The organism is Micromonospora sp. NPDC049089 (genome assembly GCF_040648775.1).
Taxonomy (GTDB): Bacteria; Actinomycetota; Actinomycetes; order Mycobacteriales; family Micromonosporaceae; genus Micromonospora.
Map to the genome: position 1 here is coordinate 1 of NZ_JBEZEH010000167.1, position 16,762 is coordinate 16,762.

The following is a 16,762-nucleotide window of genomic DNA, read 5'->3' on the forward strand; positions in this document are numbered from 1 at the left end:
GCCGCGCGGCAGCAACGACAGCTGCGCGACCTGAGCCAACGTCAGTTGGCCGCGTTGGCCGAGGTCGACCAGGCCGCGGTGGCCCGGTCCGAACGCGCCTGATCACTCCGCCCGCGACCCCGCGACCCCGCGACGTGAAAGAGAGCCCGAGTAGAGCTTTGCCTCCGGGTCGCCCGACGCGCCGTCGGGCGCGCGGGGCGACCGCGCAGGGCGGGCACACCAAGACGTTGAATGTTATCGATAACACTGGGTGGTGGCCCGGCTTCGCGTCGGGTGGGTCGCCCTCCGGCGGCGCTCAGCCAAGAGCCAGCATGGTCGTCGATGGCTGCCAAGCGGGTTCGAGCACGCGACAGTGACGCCTCGGGAATGTTATCGCTGCCATCATCTCCGGGGGAGAAGTGGCAGCTATCGGACGGCGATGTCGCAATGTGCGGCGGACCAGACCTGTCACGTCGCCCTGTTGGCGGCTCTCCGGGGCGGCGTTCGTACCCGGGGCGGGCCCCAATCGTCGGATGGTTGCCGCAGTTGAGGGCGAAATGGTGATTCTGGGCCGGTTTGCTATTTACCTCCCGAGTCGGCCCGCCTTTCGCGTTCCGTTACGGAGCTGTTGCGGGTAGATGTCTTGACGAGGCTGGATGTGAGCGTTAACACTATCCCCGTTAACGGTGGAGGTGAACATGAACCGTGTGGACGGAGCTGACGACCGCTACGTCGTCGGTGTCGACTATGGCACCCTGTCCGGGCGAGCTCTGGTGGTCCGTGTCGGCGATGGTGCCGAGTTGGGGACCGCGGTGCACGAGTACGGCGATGGCGTGATCAGTACGGCTCTCCCGGGAGGCCGAACGCTGCCCCCGGACTGGGCCCTGCAGAACCCGCAGGACTACCGCGACGTGCTGAGGTACGCCGTCCCGGCGGCACTGTCCGCCGCGGGGGTGGACCCGGCGGCGGTGGTCGGCATCGGCATCGACTTCACCGCCTGCACCGTGCTGCCGACGCTCGCCGACGGCACCCCGCTGTGCGAGACGCCCGAGCTGCGCGACCGCCCGCACGCCTGGGTGAAGCTGTGGAAGCACCACGCCGCGCAGCCGCACGCCGACCGGATCAACGCGCTCGCCCACGAGCGGGCCGAGCCGTGGATCGGCCGGTACGGCGGCAAGATCTCCGCCGAGTGGCAGTACGCCAAGGGCCTGCAGCTCCTGGAGGAGGACCCGGAGGTCTACGACCGGGCCGAGCGCTTCATCGAGGCCGCCGACTGGATCGTCTGGCAGCTCTGCGGCACCGAGACCCGCAACGTCTGCACGGCCGGCTACAAGGGCATCCTGCAGGACGGTCACTACCCCTCCGAGGGCTTCCTGACCGCTCTCAACCCCAACTTCGGCGACTTCGTGGCCAAGCTCGACGGCCCGTTGCTGCCCCTCGGGGCCCGGGCCGGCGCGCTCACCGCCCAGGCCGCCGCCTGGACCGGCCTGCCGGAGGGGATCGCGGTGGCCGTCGGCAACGTCGACGCGCACGTCACCGCGGCGTCCGCGCAGGCGGTGCAGCCCGGTCGGCTGGTCGCCATCATGGGCACCTCGACCTGTCACGTCGTCAACGGCGCGGAGGTCGCCGAGGTGGCCGGCATGTGCGGTGTGGTTGATGGGGGCATCAGCCCCGGCGCGTGGGGTTACGAGGCCGGGCAGAGCGGTGTCGGCGACATCTTCGGCTGGTTCGTCGAGCACGCCGCCCCGGCCGGCGTCGACTCGCACGAACGCCTCACCGAGCTGGCCGCGAGTCAGCCCGTCGGCGCGCACGGCCTGATCGCGTTGGACTGGTGGAACGGCAACCGTTCCCTGCTGGTCAACCACGACCTCAGCGGGATGATCGTCGGCATGACCCTGGCCACCCGGCCGGCGGACATCTACCGGGCCCTGCTGGAGTCCACCGCGTACGGCACCCGGATGATCATCGAGGCGTTCGTCGACGCCGGAGTTCCGGTGAACGACCTGGTGATCGCCGGTGGTCTGACCAACAACGCGCTGCTGATGCAGATCTACGCCGACGTGACCAGGCGACCGCTTAACATCATCGCCTCGGCGCAGGGGCCGGCGCTGGGCTCGGCGATCCACGCCGCCGTCGCCGCCGGTGAGTTCCCCTCGATCCACGAGGCGTCGCAGGCCATGGGTCGGGTGCATGAGGCCGTCTACCGTCCGGACCCCGAGCGGGCCCGCGCCTACGACGCCCTCTACGCCGAGTACCGGACGCTGCACGACCACTTCGGTCGTGGCGGCAACGACGTCATGCTCCGCCTGCGGGCGATCCGCAACGCGGCGGTCGAGACCGCCGCGACCACCCACGATGCCCCGTTGGAGGTGGTGGCGTGAACGCCGAGGTGACCCGACAGATCGCCGAGCTGCGCGAGACCGTGGCCCGCCTGCACGCCGAGCTGACCCGGTACAACCTGGTCGCCTGGACGTCCGGCAACGTCTCCGCGCGGGTCCCCGGCCAGGACCTGATGGTGATCAAGCCGAGTGGGGTGAGCTACGACGACCTCACCGCGGCCACGATGGTGGTGTGCGACCTCGACGGCGTTCTCGTCGAGGGCGACTTCGCCCCGTCCAGCGACACCGCCGCCCACGCCTACGTCTACCGGGCCATGCCCGAGGTCGGCGGGGTCGTGCACACGCACAGCTCGTACGCGACCGCCTGGGCCGCGTGTGGGGAGTCGATCCCCTGCCACCTCACCGCCCAGGCCGACGAGTTCGGTGGGGAGATCCCGATCGGCCCGTTCGCGCTGATCGGCGGTGACGACATCGGCAAGGGCATCGTCGCCACGCTCGCCGGGCACCGCTCGCCGGCGGTGCTGATGCGCAACCACGGCGTGTTCACCATCGGCCGTGACGCCCGCGCGGCGGTCAAGGCAGCGGTCATGTGCGAGGACGTGGCGCGTACCGCGCACCTGGCCCACACCCTCGGGCAGCCGGTCCCGATGGCGCAGGCCGACATCGACTCGCTCTACGACCGCTACCAGAACGTCTACGGCCAACAACCAGTCGCACCGGCGGGTTCCTGACCCTGCACCGAAGACCCGGGACCCGTCGGTCTGCACCACGACGCACCAGCACGCACCACCCGCGTACGCCGCTTCTCGCACCTCTGCGGTCGGCGCGGTTACCCACCACATCCAGCCAAGGAGATTCGATGGGAAAGATGCGAACGCAGTCCGTTCGGTGGCGCGCTGCCGCGGTCCTCGCCAGCGTGCTGCTGGTCGGCGGCGTGGCGGCCTGTGGCAACAGTGACACCGGCGGTGGCGGCGGCACCAAGGACGACGGCAAGATCACCATGGGCTTCTCCCAGGTCGGTGCGGAGAGCGGATGGCGTACCGCCAACACCATCTCGATCAAGGAGGCCGCCACGGCGGCCGGCATCGAGCTGAAGTTCGACGACGCGCAGCAGAAGCAGGAAAACCAGATCAAGGCGATCCGCAACTACATCCAGCAGAAGGTCGACGTGATCGCCTTCTCGCCGGTGGTGGAGTCCGGGTGGGACACCGTGCTCAAGGAGGCGAAGGACGCCGGCATCCCGGTCATCCTGACCGACCGCTCGGTGGACTCGGCCGACAAGTCGCTGTACAAGACCTTCCTCGGCTCGGACTTCGTCAAGGAGGGCAAGCTCGCGGGTGAGTGGCTGGTCGAGCAGAAGAAGACCGCCTCGGGTCCGGTGAACATCGTCGAGCTGCAGGGCAGCACCGGCGCGGCACCGGCCAACGACCGCAAGAAGGGCTTCGCCGAGGCGATCGCCGCCAACCCGAACCTGAAGGTCATCGCCTCTCAGACGGGTGACTTCACCCGGGCCGGCGGCAAGCAGGTCATGGAGCAGTTCCTCAAGGCCAACAAGCAGATCGACGTGTTGTTCGCGCACAACGACGACATGGGCCTGGGCGCGCTCGAGGCGATCACCGCCGCTGGCAAGGTGCCGGGCAAGGACATCACCATCATCACGATCGACGCTGTCAAGGACGGCATGCAGGCTCTCGCCGACGGGAAGTTCAACTTCATCGCGGAGTGCAGCCCGCTGCTCGGCCCGCAGCTGATGGACCTGGCCAAGAAGGTCAAGGCCGGCGAGACGGTGCCTGCTCGGATCGAGACCGAGGAGACCACCTTCACGACCGAGCAGGCCAAGGAAGCTCTGCCCAACCGCAAGTACTGATCGACGACGGGGTCGCCGCGTTCGCGTGGCGGCCCCGCCGCGTCGCTTCCCTACCCGAAACGGACCGGGCTTGGCCCGCGACGACCCCCGTACCACGCCCGCCCGAGCGTCCCCCACGGACGACCGGGCGGGCGTGGCGGGAGCGTAGCGGCCCTTCCGTGTCGAGAACCCAGAAGAGGTCTGATGGGATGACGGATAGCCGTCCGGTCCTGACGATGACCGGGATCAGCAAATCCTTCCCCGGGGTGCGCGCACTCCATGACGTCAACTTCCGGCTCTTCCCCGGCGAGGTGCACGCCCTGATGGGCGAGAACGGCGCCGGCAAGTCCACGCTCATCAAGGTGCTCACCGGCGTCTACGACACCGATGAGGGCGCGATCACCCTCGACGGCGAGGCCGTGTCGTTCACCGGTCCGATGCAGGCGACCGCGGCCGGTGTGAGCACCGTTTTCCAGGAAGTCAACCTCTGCACCAACCTCTCGGTGGCGGAGAACATCTTCATCGGCCGGGAGCCCCGGGTTTTCGGCGCCGTCCGCTGGGGTGAGGTTCGCCGCCGCGCCCGAGACCTGCTCTCCCGCCTCGACCTCGACCTCGACGTCAGCGCGCCACTCGGCTCGTACTCGCTCGCGATCCAGCAGATGGTCGCCATCGCTCGCGCCATCGACATCAAGGCCCGGGTGCTGATCCTGGACGAACCGACGTCCAGCCTCGACGCCAGCGAGGTGGCGCAGCTGTTCCGCATCATGCGGCAACTACGCGACGAGGGCATCGCCATCCTGTTCGTGACCCACTTCCTCGACCAGGTCTACGAGATCGCCGACCGGATCACCGTGCTGCGCAACGGCGGGCTCGTCGGCGAGTACCTCACCACCGAGCTGCCCCAGCTCTCCCTGGTCGAGAAGATGATCGGCAAGGAGCTCGACGTCCTGGAGGGCATCGAGGAACACTCCCGGCGGGACCTGGCCGCGCTGGAGGAGGGCACCCCCCTGGTGGCGGTGTCGAACTTCGGTCGGGCGGGGGCGGTCGAGCCGTTCAGCCTCACCATCCACGCCGGCGAGGTGGTGGGCCTGGCCGGCCTGCTGGGCTCGGGGCGTACCGAGGTCGCGCGGTTGTTGTTCGGCGCCGACCGGAGCGACGGCGGCCAGGTGGCGATCGACGGCACGGCGAGCGGCCTGCGCACCCCCGCGCAGGCCATCGACCACGGCGTGGGCTTCTGTTCGGAGAACCGCCGGGCCGAGGGGATCGTCGCGGACCTCTCGGTCCGCGAGAACATGATCCTCGCGATGCAGGCGGCCCGCGGCTGGCTGCGGCCCATTCCGCGTCGCCGCCAGGACGAGCTGGTCGACAAGTACGTCAAGGCCCTCAACATCCGGCCCGCCGACCCGGAGGTGCCGGTCCGCAACCTCTCCGGCGGCAATCAGCAGAAGGTGCTGCTGGCCCGGTGGTTGATCACCGAGCCGCGACTGCTGATCCTCGACGAGCCGACCCGGGGCATCGACATCGGGGCTAAGACCGAAATCCAGAAGCTCGTGACGCAGCTGTCCGACGGGGGCATGGCGGTGCTGTTCATCTCCGCCGAGCTGGAGGAGGTGCTGCGCCTCAGCCACAAGGTGGCCGTCATGCGGGACCGGCAGATGGTCGCGCAGCTCGCCAACGACGAGAGCCTGGACGCCGACCGCGTCATGCAGACCATCGCCAGCGGATCCCACCGGGAGGAGGCAGACCGATGAACGACACCATGAGCCGCTATCGGACGATGATGGGTCACCGGCTGTTCTGGCCCGCCGCCGTGCTGTTCGTCATGCTCGCCGCGAACACGATCTACCGGCCCGGGTTCCTGTCCGTCGAGCTCAAGGACGGGCACCTGTACGGCACGCCGGTCGACATCCTTCGGCTGAGCGCACCGCTGATCCTCGTCGCGCTGGGCATGACCCTGGTCATCTCCACCGGCGGCATCGACCTGTCGGTGGGCTCGCTCTGCGCGATCAGCGGCGCGATCGCCTGCATGTACATCAGCAAGCAGCCCGACCAGAACAGCCTTGGCGTGGTGGTGACCGCCCTCGCGATGGCGATGGGCGTCGCGCTCGTGCTCGGTGCCTGGAACGGGGTGCTGGTGGCCGTGATCGGGATCCAACCGATCATCGCCACCCTGATCCTGATGGTCGCCGGTCGAGGTCTCGCCCAGCTGATCACTGAGGGCCAGATCATCACCATCAACTCCGAGCCGTACCGGGCGATCGGCCTGGGCCACGCGTTGACGCTGCCGCTGGCCATCTTCATCGCGCTCGCCGCGGCCCTGCTCGTCGCCGCGTTCACCCGTCGCACCGCACTCGGCATGATCATCGAGTCGGTGGGCGGCAACGCCATGGCCAGCCGGCTGGCCGGCATCCGGTCCGGCCGGGTCATCTTTCTGGCGTACGTGATCAGCGCCGCGTGTGCCGCGGTCGCCGGTTTCATGATGACGGCGAACGTCTCCAGCGCCGACGGCAACGCCGCCGGCCTCTGGGTCGAGCTGGACGCGATCCTCGCTGTCGTCATCGGCGGTACGTCCCTCGCGGGCGGCCGGTTCTTCCTGAGTGGCACGATCATCGGCGCGCTGATCATCCAGACCCTGACCACCACGGTGTACGCCATGGACATCTCGCCGCAGACCTCGCTGCTGTTCAAGGCGGTCGTCGTCATCGCCGTCTGCCTCATCCAGGCGCCGGCCTTCCGGGCCCGGTTCAGCCGACGTAGGCGCAACGTCCCGCCGCCCGCCACCATCGCCGACAAGCCGAAGGAGCAGGTGCCGGCATGACCACTGGAACGCTTACCGCCGGTCGTACCCGGTTTCGGCTGCCGAGGAAGCAGATACCGGTCCTGGCGACGCTCGCCCTGCTGTTGGTGATGTACGGCATCGGCGTCTCGCAGTACACGGCGTTCTCCAACGTCCAGGTCATCTTCAACGTCTTCATCGACAACGGCTTCCTGCTCGTCGTCGCGGTGGGCATGACCTTCGTGATCCTCACCGGGGGCATCGACCTGTCGGTCGGTTCGGTGGTCGCGATGACGGCGATGGTGTCGGCCGCGCTGCTGCAGGACGGCATGCCGGCGGCGCTGGTGCTGGTCATCGCCCTGCTCATCGGTCCGACGCTCGGCCTGTTGATGGGCTGCGTCATCCACTTCTTCGAGATCCAGCCGTTCATCGTGACGCTCGCCGGGATGTTCTTCGCCCGGGGCATGTGCACCTTCATCTCCGGCGCGTCGATCCCGATCACCGACGGGTTCTGGACCTCGATGTCGCAGGAGCGGATCGGGGACCCGCGGGGCAACTTCGTGTCGATCAGCGTGCTGATCGCCTTCGTGGTGGTCGTCATCGCCGCGTACGTGCTGGCCTACACCCGGCTGGGACGCAACGTGTACGCCATCGGCGGCAACCCGCAGTCGGCGCTGCTGATGGGCCTGCCGGTGGGGCGGACCCGGATCGCCGTCTACACGATCAGTGGTCTGTGCTCGGCCATCGGCGGGATCCTGCTGTCCTTCTACACCCTCTCCGGCGCGCCGCTGATCGCCGTGGGGATGGAGCTGGACGTCATTGCCGCCGTCGTCATCGGTGGCACTGTGCTCACCGGCGGCGCGGGTTACGTCTTCGGCACGGTGCTCGGCGTGCTGGTCCTCGGCGTGATCCAGACTCTCATCACCTTCGACGGGAGCCTCAACTCCTGGTGGACCAAGATCGTGATTGGCGGTCTGCTCTTCGCGTTCATCCTGCTTCAGCGCCTCATCGGAATCCGTTACAAGTGACCGCCCCTCTCGCGGAAGGCAACTCCATGGCACCACACACCGAACCCGAGATCTGGTTCCTCACCGGCAGCCAAGGCATGTACGGCGAGGAGACGCTCCGCCAGGTGGCAGAGCAGTCTCGCCAGATCGCGGCCGCGCTCGACGACTCGCCGCAGATTCCCGCCCGCGTGGTCTGGAAGCCCGTCCTGACCAACAGCGGTGAGATTCTGCAGGTCTGCCGGGACGCCGCCGCTCAGGGTGCCGTCGGGGTCATCGCCTGGATGCACACGTTCTCGCCGGCCAAGATGTGGATCTCCGGTCTGGACGCGTTGCAGACACCGCTGCTGCACCTGCACACCCAGGCCAACGTTCTGCTGCCGTGGAACGACATCGACATGGACTTCATGAACCTGAACCAGGCCGCCCACGGCGACCGCGAGTTCGGGTACATCCAGACGCGTCTCGGCGTGGCCCGCAAGACGGTGGCCGGGCACGTCAGTGACCCGCGGGTGACCAATCGGGTCGGGGCGTGGGCCCGCGCCGCGCTGGGCTGGTCGGCGATGCGGTCGCTGCGCCTGGCCCGTTTCGGTGATAACATGCGCGACGTCGCGGTGACCGAGGGCGACAAGGTCGAGGCCGAGCTGCGGTTCGGGGTCTCGGTCAACACCTACGGGGTCAACGACCTGGTCGAGGTGGTCGGCGAGGTCACCGACGCGCAGGTGGACGACCTGGTCAAGGAGTACGAGGACACCTACCGCATCGTCGGCGCGCTGCTGCCCGGCGGCGAGCAGCACGACTCGCTGCGGTACGCCGCGCGCCTGGAGCTGGGCATGCGCGCCTTCCTGGACGCTGGCGGTTTCCGGGCCTTCACGACGAACTTCGAGGACCTCGGTGGGCTGCGTCAGCTTCCGGGCATCGCCGTGCAGCGGCTGATGGCGGACGGCTACGGCTTCGGCGGTGAGGGCGACTGGAAGACCTCGGTCCTGGTCCGCACCCTCAAGGCGATGTCGGTGGGCGTGAGCGGCGGCACGTCGTTCATGGAGGATTACACCTACGACCTCACCCCCGGCAACGAGTTGGTGCTGGGCGCCCACATGCTGGAGGTCTGTCCGACCATCGCCTCCGACGTACCCAACGTGGAGATCCATCCGCTGAGCATCGGTGGCCGGGAGGACCCGGTCCGGTTGGTGTTCGACGCCGCTGCCGGTCCGGCCGTGGTGCTCGGGCTGGCCGACATGGGGGAGCGCTTCCGGCTCGTGGCCAACGAGATCGACGTGGTGGCCCCGCCGCAACCACTGCGCCGGCTGCCGGTTGCCCGTGCCGTCTGGCGTCCGCGCCCCGACCTGCCGGTCTCGGCCGAGTCGTGGATCACCGCGGGCGCCCCGCACCACACCGTCCTGTCGCAGGCGGTGGGCGTGGAGGAGCTGCACGACCTGGCGGAGATGAGCCGCACCGAGCTGGTCGTCATCGACGCCGCCACGGAGCCTCGCCGCTTCGCCGACGAGCTGCGCTGGAACCAGGCCTACCACCGGCTGGCTCGCGGCTTCTGATCAGCGCGGCCTGACGGCCCCCCTCGATACGGGTGGTCCATCCCTGCCTGCGGGCTGGGTGGACCACCCGTTCGCGTGTGGTCCTGGCAGCGACGCGAGGCGGCTGTGTTACGGCTTGACTAACAGCATGTTATCGCTCACAGTCTATAGCCAAGATGGTCGATGTCTTTGGCTGTCCGGCCACGCGCTCCCCACCTCTCCCGGTTTCGGCATCTCGTCGCCGTCACTGTCGGGCTGGCGGTGTTAGCGATCACATGGTCGGGCTCGGTCAGATTGGCGCCCCGCCCGGTGCCGCAGACGCCGACCCAGATCGCTCGGTTCGCGTCAGCAGAGGAGGATCATGCTTTCCATCGGTCGGGTTCCCCGGGGTGCGCCACGTCGGCGCGGGTGGCTGTCGAGACTTGCTGTCGCCGCGATGGCACTGGTGGTCGGTGGCGCGGCCTCAGCCGTCGCCTCGTCGCCCGCGTCAGCGGCGACTGTCGACACCAATGCGTGGTACGTGTTGGTGAACCGCAACAGCGGCAAGGCGCTGGACGTCTACAACCTGGCGACGAACGACGGCGCGCGGATCACCCAGTGGACCCGCAACAGCGGCAATCAGCAGCAGTGGCAGTTCGTCGACTCCGGTGGTGGCTACTACCGGGTGAAGTCGCGGCTCTCCGGCAAGGTGCTGGACGTCTCGGGCTTCTCGACCGCCAACGGCGGCAGCATCGTGCAGTGGAGCGACACCAATGGCACCAACCAGCAGTTCCGGCTTGCCGACTCCGACGGTGGCTACGTTCGGTTGATCAACCGCAACAGCAACAAGGTGATGGAGGTGCAGGGCGCCTCGACCGCCGACGGCGGCAACATCGTGCAGTACGACGACTGGAACGGCACCAACCAGCAGTGGCAGTTCGTCCGCGTCGACGGCGGGACCGACCCCACGACGCCGCCCCCCACCACGCCGCCCCCGTCGAACGGTACGTTCTCGAACCCGGCCATCTGGCAGGACTTCGCCGACGTCGACATCATCCGGGTCGACAACGTCTACTACCTGACGTCGTCCACCATGCACTACTCGCCCGGCGCGCCGGTCCTGCGCTCGTACGACCTGGTGAACTGGGAGTTCGCGGGTCACGCCGTACCCCGACTCGACTTCGGGTCGAAGTACGACATGAGCGGCGGTAACGCGTACGTCGACGGGATCTGGGCGTCGACGTTGAACTACCGGCCGAGCAACAGGCAGTACTACTGGGCCGGGTGCATCGACTTCGCGCAGACCCACATCTACACCGCGTCCGCCGTCGACAGCACGTGGAGCAAGCACGCCACCATCCCCAACTGCTACTACGACGCCGGCCTGCTGTTCGACGACAACGACACCCCGTACGTCGCGTACGGCAACGGCACCATCAGCGTCGCGCAGCTCTCCGCGGACGGGAAGTCCCAGGTTCGTGCCCAGCAGGTGTACCAGACGCCGTCGAGCATCGGGACGCTGGAAGGCGCCCGCTTCTACAAGCGCAACGGCGCGTACTACATCTGGCTCACCCGCCCGGCCAACGGCCAGTACGTGCTGAAGTCGACGAACGGCCCGTTCGGCCCGTACGAGCAGCGTCAGGTGCTGCTCAACCTGCCCGGCCCGATCTCCGGTGGCGGTGTGCCGCACCAGGGTGGGCTGGTGCAGACCCAGAACGGGGACTGGTACTACATGTCCTTCGTCGACGCGTACCCCGGTGGTCGGATGCCGGCCCTGGCCCCGATCACCTGGACCGGCGACGGGTGGCCCGTGCTGCAGACGGTCAACGGCGCGTGGGGCAGTTCGTACCCGAAGCCGAATCTGCCCGCCCCGCCCCGGGCGGTCAAGCCGCTCACCGGCACCGACACGTTCGCCGGCACCACGCTCGGCCCGCAGTGGGAGTGGAACCACAACCCGGACAACAGCAAGTGGTCGGTCAACAACGGGCTGAACCTGCAGACCGCCACCGTCACCGGTGACCTGTACAAGGCGCGCAACACGCTGACCCACCGCATCCAGGGTCCCACCTCGACCGCGACCATCGAGTTGGACTACTCCACCATGCGCGACGGTGACCGCACCGGCCTGGCGGTGCTGCGCAACTCGTCGGCCTGGATCGGAATCAGACGCGACAACGGCTCCACCCGGCTGGTGATGCAGAACGGTCTGACGATGGACGGCAGCTGGAACACCACGAGTACCGGCAGCGAGGTGGCGAGCACCGCCGTCTCCGGTGGCCGGATCTGGTTGCGCGCCAACGCCGACATCAGACCTGGTTCCGGCCGACAGGCACGCTTCTCGTACAGCACGGACGGGGTGAACTTCACCTCGTTCGGCAACGCCCTGACACTGGCGAACAACTGGCAGTTCTTCATGGGCTACCGGTTCGCCGTGTTCAACCACGCGACGCAGGCGCTCGGTGGCGCGGTCACCGTGCGGCGTTTCGACCTGACCACCCCGTGACACCGATCACACGACGATCGCTCTGACCGGTGGCGCTGCGACGCAGGCCTGGCGGCATGTGTTGCCCGCGCCACCGCGTCAGGTCCTCGCCGGCCTGTTCCGCGCTCTGTCCAGGAGTGAGGAACAGGCCGGCGCACCACACAAGGACCATGTCCCGTACCGGTTGGTGCGGGATTCCGGACGGCACCGCGTTGTACGGCTTCGGCGCGTCGGGCGGTCCCCGCACAGGCATGCCGTGTCCGGGGTCGTTGCTGGCGTAGACTGTCGGCGATCCAGCGCTGGTCACCTGGGATTCAGCACCGGCGTGGTGACTGAGCGAGGGGGATCGGGCCGGACCGCTCCAGTCGACGTCGACGGGCCGCGGGCCGGAGATGTAGCGGGGGGAGCGAAATGGCCGTCCACGGTCCCGCGATGACGGACGTTGCTCGTCTCGCCGGTGTCTCCCATCAGACGGTGTCGCGGGTGCTCAACGGGCACCCCAACGTCCGTGAGCAGACCCGGCTTCGGGTCCGCGCGGCGATTGCCGAACTCGGCTACCGCCCCAACGGCGCGGCACGCGCCCTGGTGACCGGTCGATCGCAGGTCATCGGCGTGGTCGCGCAGAACACGACGCTCTACGGTCCGGCATCGCTGCTGGCCGCGCTGGAGCAGACCGCCGCCGAAGAGGGCTTCGCGGTCAGCGTCGGCAGCGTGCGGAACCTGGACCACCGCTCCATCTCGGCCGCCGTGGAGCGGCACCTGTCGCACCGGGTCGCCGGCATCGTGGTCATCGCCCCGGTCGAGTCGGCCGGTGAGGCGCTGGAGCGCCTGCCCAAGGATGTCCCGCTGGTCACGGTCGACGGTGACCCGAGTCGGCCGGTGCCGTTGGTGACCGTCGACCAGGTGGCGGGCGCCCGGGCAGCGACGCAACATCTGCTCGACGCCGGGCACCGCACCGTCTGGCACGTCTCCGGGCCGACCGACTGGTTCGACAGCGTGGGTCGGATCGACGGTTGGAGGCAGGCGTTGCTGGCCGCCGGGCTGGATCCGCCGCCGCCGATGCCGGGGGACTGGTCCGCGGCCTCCGGTTACCGGTGCGGGCAGATGTTGGCGCGGATGCCGGAGGTCACCGCCGTCTTCACCGCCAACGACCATCTCGCGCTGGGCGTGCTGCGGGCGCTGCACGAGTTCGGCCGACAGGTGCCGCACGAGATCAGCGTGGTCGGCTTCGACGACGTGCCGGAGGCGGCGTACTTCATTCCGCCACTGACCACCGTCCGACCGGACTTCGACGCGGTGGCGCGAGCGAGCCTGCAGATGCTGCTGTCGCAGATCGAGTCGGGCACCGGCGGGGCGCTGCGGCAGACCATCGCCCCCGCTCTGGTCGCCCGCGAGAGCGTCGCTCCACCTCGCCGCTGACCGTCGGAGCAACCGCAGGTCGCCCCGCGTAGTGGCGGGGAGCAGTCCCACCGCAGCGCGTATGGGTCCGCGCCAGCGTGCGCGAATTCCGCCTTCCTCGTCTGATAAGACGTGACTCGATGGGTTGCACAGTGTGACCAATCGATGTCTAGCGATGCAGAGCGGTGAAGGTATTGAACCTCGTGAAATGTCGCCGTAACATGATGGGCGTCTCTGTTAACGCTAACAAAAATTGGCACCCAACTATCGGCGTACCGACCAGAGATCGTAATCACGGGCGGGCGTCACTGACAGGAGGCTCGATGAACCGCAATACCCGAGGTCGTCGCTGGGGGAGCGTACTGGCGGCCGGAATACTGATCGCCGGCACCCTCGTCGGCCTCCGTGCCCCGGCGGCGCAGGCACTCGACAACGGCGTGGCGCGTACGCCCCCCATGGGTTGGAATTCATGGAACTCGTTCGGCTGCAACATCAACGAGGCGCTGATCCGGCAGACGGCTGATGCGATCGTCAGCAGCGGCATGCGCGACCTGGGCTACAACTACGTCGTGGTCGACGACTGCTGGTTCAACCCCAACCGCGACAGCTCCGGCAACATCCAGGGCGACCCCACCCGGTTCCCCAGCGGAATGAAGGCGCTCGGCGACTATCTGCACGCCCGGAACCTGAAGTTCGGCCTCTATCAGGTGCCGGTCGACAAGACCTGTGCCCAGTACTTCGGCTCCTACCCCGGCGCGACCGGCAGCCGCGGCCACGAGGTGCAGGACGCACGCCAGTTCGCCGCCTGGGGCGTCGACTTCCTCAAGTACGACTGGTGCTCGCCGGAGGGCAGCATCAACGACCAGGTGACCACCTTCGCCAAGATGCGTGACGCCCTGGCCGCCACCGGCCGACCGATCGTCTACAGCATCAACTCCAACAGCATCCACGCCAAGACCGGCCCGCAGCGCAACTGGGGCGACGTGGCGAACATGTGGCGAACCACCGAGGACATCACCAACGCGTGGGACACCGGCCAGAGCAACGGGTACCCGATGGGCATCCAGAACATCATCAACGTGACCGTTCCGCTGGCGTCCTACGCGCGCCCGGGTGGGTTCAACGACCCCGACATGATGGAGGTCGGTCGCGGCGGCATGAACGACACGGAGATGCGCAGCCACTTCGCCATGTGGGCGATCATGGCGTCTCCGCTGATCGCCGGCAACGACGTGCGGAACATGAACGCCGCCACGCAGACCATCCTCAAGAACGCCAACCTGATCGCGATCAACCAGGACTCGCTCGGGTTGCAGGGGGCGCAGGTGTCGTTCGACGGCACGCGTCGGGTGTTGGCCAAGCGGCTCGCCAACGGTGACGTCGCCGTCGCCCTCCTCAACCAGGGCGGCTCGACGACGACGATCTCGACCACGACAGCGGCCATCGGCAAGTCCGGCTCGTCGTTCACCCTGGTCGAGGCGTGGACCGGCGGCACGAGCACCAGCAGCGGGACCATCAGCGCCAGCGTCCCCGCCCACGGCACCGTGGTGTACCGGGTCAGCGGTGGCGGGACGACTCCTCCGACGACGCCGCCGCCGACCACGTCGAGCGCGTATGCCAGCGCCTCCTCCGGCCGCTGCCTCGACGTGCCGAACAGCAACACGACGAACGGCACGCAGCCGGTCATCTGGGACTGCAACGGCGCCGCCAACCAGCGCTGGACCAGGAGCGGCCAGACCCTTCAGGCCCTGGGCAAGTGCCTGGACGCGCCGTCGAACGCCGCGGCCGGCGCCAAGGTGCAGATCTGGGACTGCAACGGCGGGACCAACCAGCAATGGGCGGTCAACTCCAACGGCACGATCAGCAACGCGCAGACCGGGCTCTGCCTGGACGTCAACAACAACGCGACGGCCAACGGCACCACGGTGATCCTCTGGACCTGCACCGCGGCGGCGAACCAGCGGTGGTCGCAGCGGTAGCCGACCGGGGTCGCCGACCGCCGAGGTCGAGGCGGCCCGCCTGATCCGACGGTGGTGCTGGTGCCCGCGGACGACAGATGTCGTCCGGGGGCATCCGTCTGTAGAGTGCGGCGGACGAACACGCAGAGTTGCCGCGTCCTGCCCTTCCGGCGGATCGGCCACATGGCTACGCTCGCCTGGATGCTCCGTTACGAGACCGTGACACCGGTATTTCGGATCTGGTGTTGACGCAATCTATGTGAGCGCTAACACTACCCGAAAGATGACAGTGGGCCCCGGCAGTCGGCGGGGGAGTCCAGAGAGGAGAAGCCCGTGGGCAGGAAATTCCTGGTTGCTCTCGGCGGCGCGGCACTCGCGCTGAGTTTGGCGGCGTGCAGCGGCGGGGGTGCGGGCAGCGGTGAGAAGTCCGGCGACGAGAAGCCGAGCGACCTGACCATCGGTGTTTCGATGCCGACCCAGACGTCGGAGCGGTGGATCGCCGACGGCAACGCGGTCAAGTCGAAGCTGGAGGCCAAGGGCTACAAGGTCGACCTCCAGTACGCCGGCGACGACATCCCCACGCAGTCGCAGCAGGTCGACCAGATGATCACCCAGGGTGCGGACGTCCTGATCCTCGCCGCGATCGACGGCACTGCCCTCAGCAGCCAGCTGCAGGCCGCCGCGGCCGCGAAGATCCCGGTCATCTCCTACGACCGACTGATCCGTGGCAGCAAGGACGTCGACTTCTACGTCAGCTTCGACAACTACAAGGTTGGCGTCGCCCAGGGCACCGCGCTGCTCGTCGGTCTCGGCCTGCTGAACAAGGACGGCTCGAAGGGCACCGCCAAGGGGCCGCTGAACGTCGAGCTCTTCGCCGGGTCGCTGGATGACAACAACACCCAGTTCTTCTTCGGCGGCGCGATGGACACGCTGAAGCCGTTCATCGACGACGGCACGCTCGTCGTCAAGTCCAAGCAGACCACCCCCGAGCAGGTAGCCACCCTGCGGTGGCAGCAGGAGACCGCGCAGAAGCGGATGGAGAACCTGCTGACCTCGGCCTACAACGACGGCTCGAAGGTCGACGGGGTGCTCTCGCCGTACGACGGCATCTCCCGCGGCATCATCACCGCCCTGCAGAACGCCGGCTACGGCAAGGGCGCGAAGAAGCTCCCCGTGGTGACCGGCCAGGACGCGGAGATCGCCTCGATCAAGCTGATCAACGACGGCGTGCAGAGCTCCACGGTCTTCAAGGACACCCGGCTGCTGGCCGAGCAGGCCGTGAACGCGGCCGAGGCCTTCCTTCAGAAGAAGGAGCCGCAGGCCAACGACACCAAGACGTACAACAACGGTGTCAAGGTCGTCCCGGCGTACCTGCTGCCGATCGCGACCGTCTACAAGGACGACATCAAGGCGACGCTGATCGACTCCGGCTACTGGACGGCGGAAGAGGTCGCCGCCGGTCAGGCCAA

General features: G+C 68.1%; 11 protein-coding genes. All 11 read left to right on the forward strand.

The annotated features are described in order from the left end of the window. The first annotated feature begins 677 nt into the window (after nucleotides 1-677). Nucleotides 678-2,360, forward strand: a complete 1,683-nt coding sequence (gene araB, locus AB0B48_RS24675; RefSeq protein WP_357205443.1) for a ribulokinase — start codon at nucleotides 678-680, stop codon at nucleotides 2,358-2,360. Then, nucleotides 2,357-3,049: an L-ribulose-5-phosphate 4-epimerase gene (locus AB0B48_RS24680; protein ID WP_238686382.1), complete on the forward strand. Its 693-nt coding sequence runs from the start codon at nucleotides 2,357-2,359 to the stop codon at nucleotides 3,047-3,049. Before araB ends, AB0B48_RS24680 begins: the two co-directional genes overlap by 4 nt. 137 nt (nucleotides 3,050-3,186) lie before the next feature. Beyond that, a complete protein-coding gene (locus AB0B48_RS24685) occupies nucleotides 3,187-4,185 on the forward strand; it encodes an ABC transporter substrate-binding protein (protein WP_357205465.1) in 999 nt (332 codons plus the stop codon). 188 nt (nucleotides 4,186-4,373) lie between these two features. Continuing rightward, the gene (locus AB0B48_RS24690) at nucleotides 4,374-5,915 is read left to right on the forward strand and encodes a sugar ABC transporter ATP-binding protein (protein WP_357205448.1); all 1,542 of its coding nucleotides are present in this window, start codon (nucleotides 4,374-4,376) and stop codon (nucleotides 5,913-5,915) included. After that, complete coding sequence (locus AB0B48_RS24695; RefSeq protein ID WP_355006878.1) at nucleotides 5,912-6,982, forward strand: ABC transporter permease; 1,071 nt, start codon at nucleotides 5,912-5,914, stop codon at nucleotides 6,980-6,982. The genes AB0B48_RS24690 and AB0B48_RS24695 overlap by 4 nt, the downstream gene beginning before the upstream one ends. Further along, nucleotides 6,979-7,968: a galactofuranose ABC transporter, permease protein YjfF gene (gene yjfF, locus AB0B48_RS24700; protein WP_355006877.1), complete on the forward strand. Its 990-nt coding sequence runs from the start codon at nucleotides 6,979-6,981 to the stop codon at nucleotides 7,966-7,968. The genes AB0B48_RS24695 and yjfF overlap by 4 nt, the downstream gene beginning before the upstream one ends. A gap of 26 nt (nucleotides 7,969-7,994) precedes the next feature. Continuing rightward, complete coding sequence (araA, locus tag AB0B48_RS24705) at nucleotides 7,995-9,497, forward strand: L-arabinose isomerase (RefSeq protein WP_357205451.1); 1,503 nt, start codon at nucleotides 7,995-7,997, stop codon at nucleotides 9,495-9,497. A 340-nt stretch (nucleotides 9,498-9,837) separates the two neighbouring features. Continuing rightward, nucleotides 9,838-11,958 (forward strand): RICIN domain-containing protein, encoded by a 2,121-nt coding sequence (locus AB0B48_RS24710; RefSeq protein WP_357205454.1) that lies wholly within the window; start codon nucleotides 9,838-9,840, stop codon nucleotides 11,956-11,958. A gap of 411 nt (nucleotides 11,959-12,369) precedes the next feature. Beyond that, nucleotides 12,370-13,356, forward strand: a complete 987-nt coding sequence (locus tag AB0B48_RS24715; protein ID WP_357205456.1) for a LacI family DNA-binding transcriptional regulator — start codon at nucleotides 12,370-12,372, stop codon at nucleotides 13,354-13,356. A 302-nt stretch (nucleotides 13,357-13,658) separates the two neighbouring features. Next, nucleotides 13,659-15,314 (forward strand): ricin-type beta-trefoil lectin domain protein, encoded by a 1,656-nt coding sequence (locus AB0B48_RS24720; protein WP_357205459.1) that lies wholly within the window; start codon nucleotides 13,659-13,661, stop codon nucleotides 15,312-15,314. Between the two features lie 312 nt (nucleotides 15,315-15,626). Further along, the coding region (gene chvE, locus AB0B48_RS24725; RefSeq protein WP_357205462.1) for a multiple monosaccharide ABC transporter substrate-binding protein at nucleotides 15,627-16,762 on the forward strand (1,136 nt) is incomplete at its 3' end.

Bases quoted from the DNA above. Each gene is read 5' to 3' on its own strand.
- araB (WP_357205443.1), top strand. From the start codon at position 678: ATGAACCGTGTGGACGGAGCTGACGACCGCTACGTCGTCGGTGTCGAC.
- AB0B48_RS24685 (WP_357205465.1), top strand. From the start codon at position 3,187: ATGCGAACGCAGTCCGTTCGGTGGCGCGCTGCCGCGGTCCTCGCCAGC.
- AB0B48_RS24720 (WP_357205459.1), top strand. From the start codon at position 13,659: ATGAACCGCAATACCCGAGGTCGTCGCTGGGGGAGCGTACTGGCGGCC.
- AB0B48_RS24710 (WP_357205454.1), top strand. From the start codon at position 9,838: ATGCTTTCCATCGGTCGGGTTCCCCGGGGTGCGCCACGTCGGCGCGGG.
- yjfF (WP_355006877.1), top strand. From the start codon at position 6,979: ATGACCACTGGAACGCTTACCGCCGGTCGTACCCGGTTTCGGCTGCCG.
- AB0B48_RS24695 (WP_355006878.1), top strand. From the start codon at position 5,912: ATGAACGACACCATGAGCCGCTATCGGACGATGATGGGTCACCGGCTG.
- araA (WP_357205451.1), top strand. From the start codon at position 7,995: ATGGCACCACACACCGAACCCGAGATCTGGTTCCTCACCGGCAGCCAA.
- AB0B48_RS24690 (WP_357205448.1), top strand. From the start codon at position 4,374: ATGACGGATAGCCGTCCGGTCCTGACGATGACCGGGATCAGCAAATCC.
- AB0B48_RS24715 (WP_357205456.1), top strand. From the start codon at position 12,370: ATGACGGACGTTGCTCGTCTCGCCGGTGTCTCCCATCAGACGGTGTCG.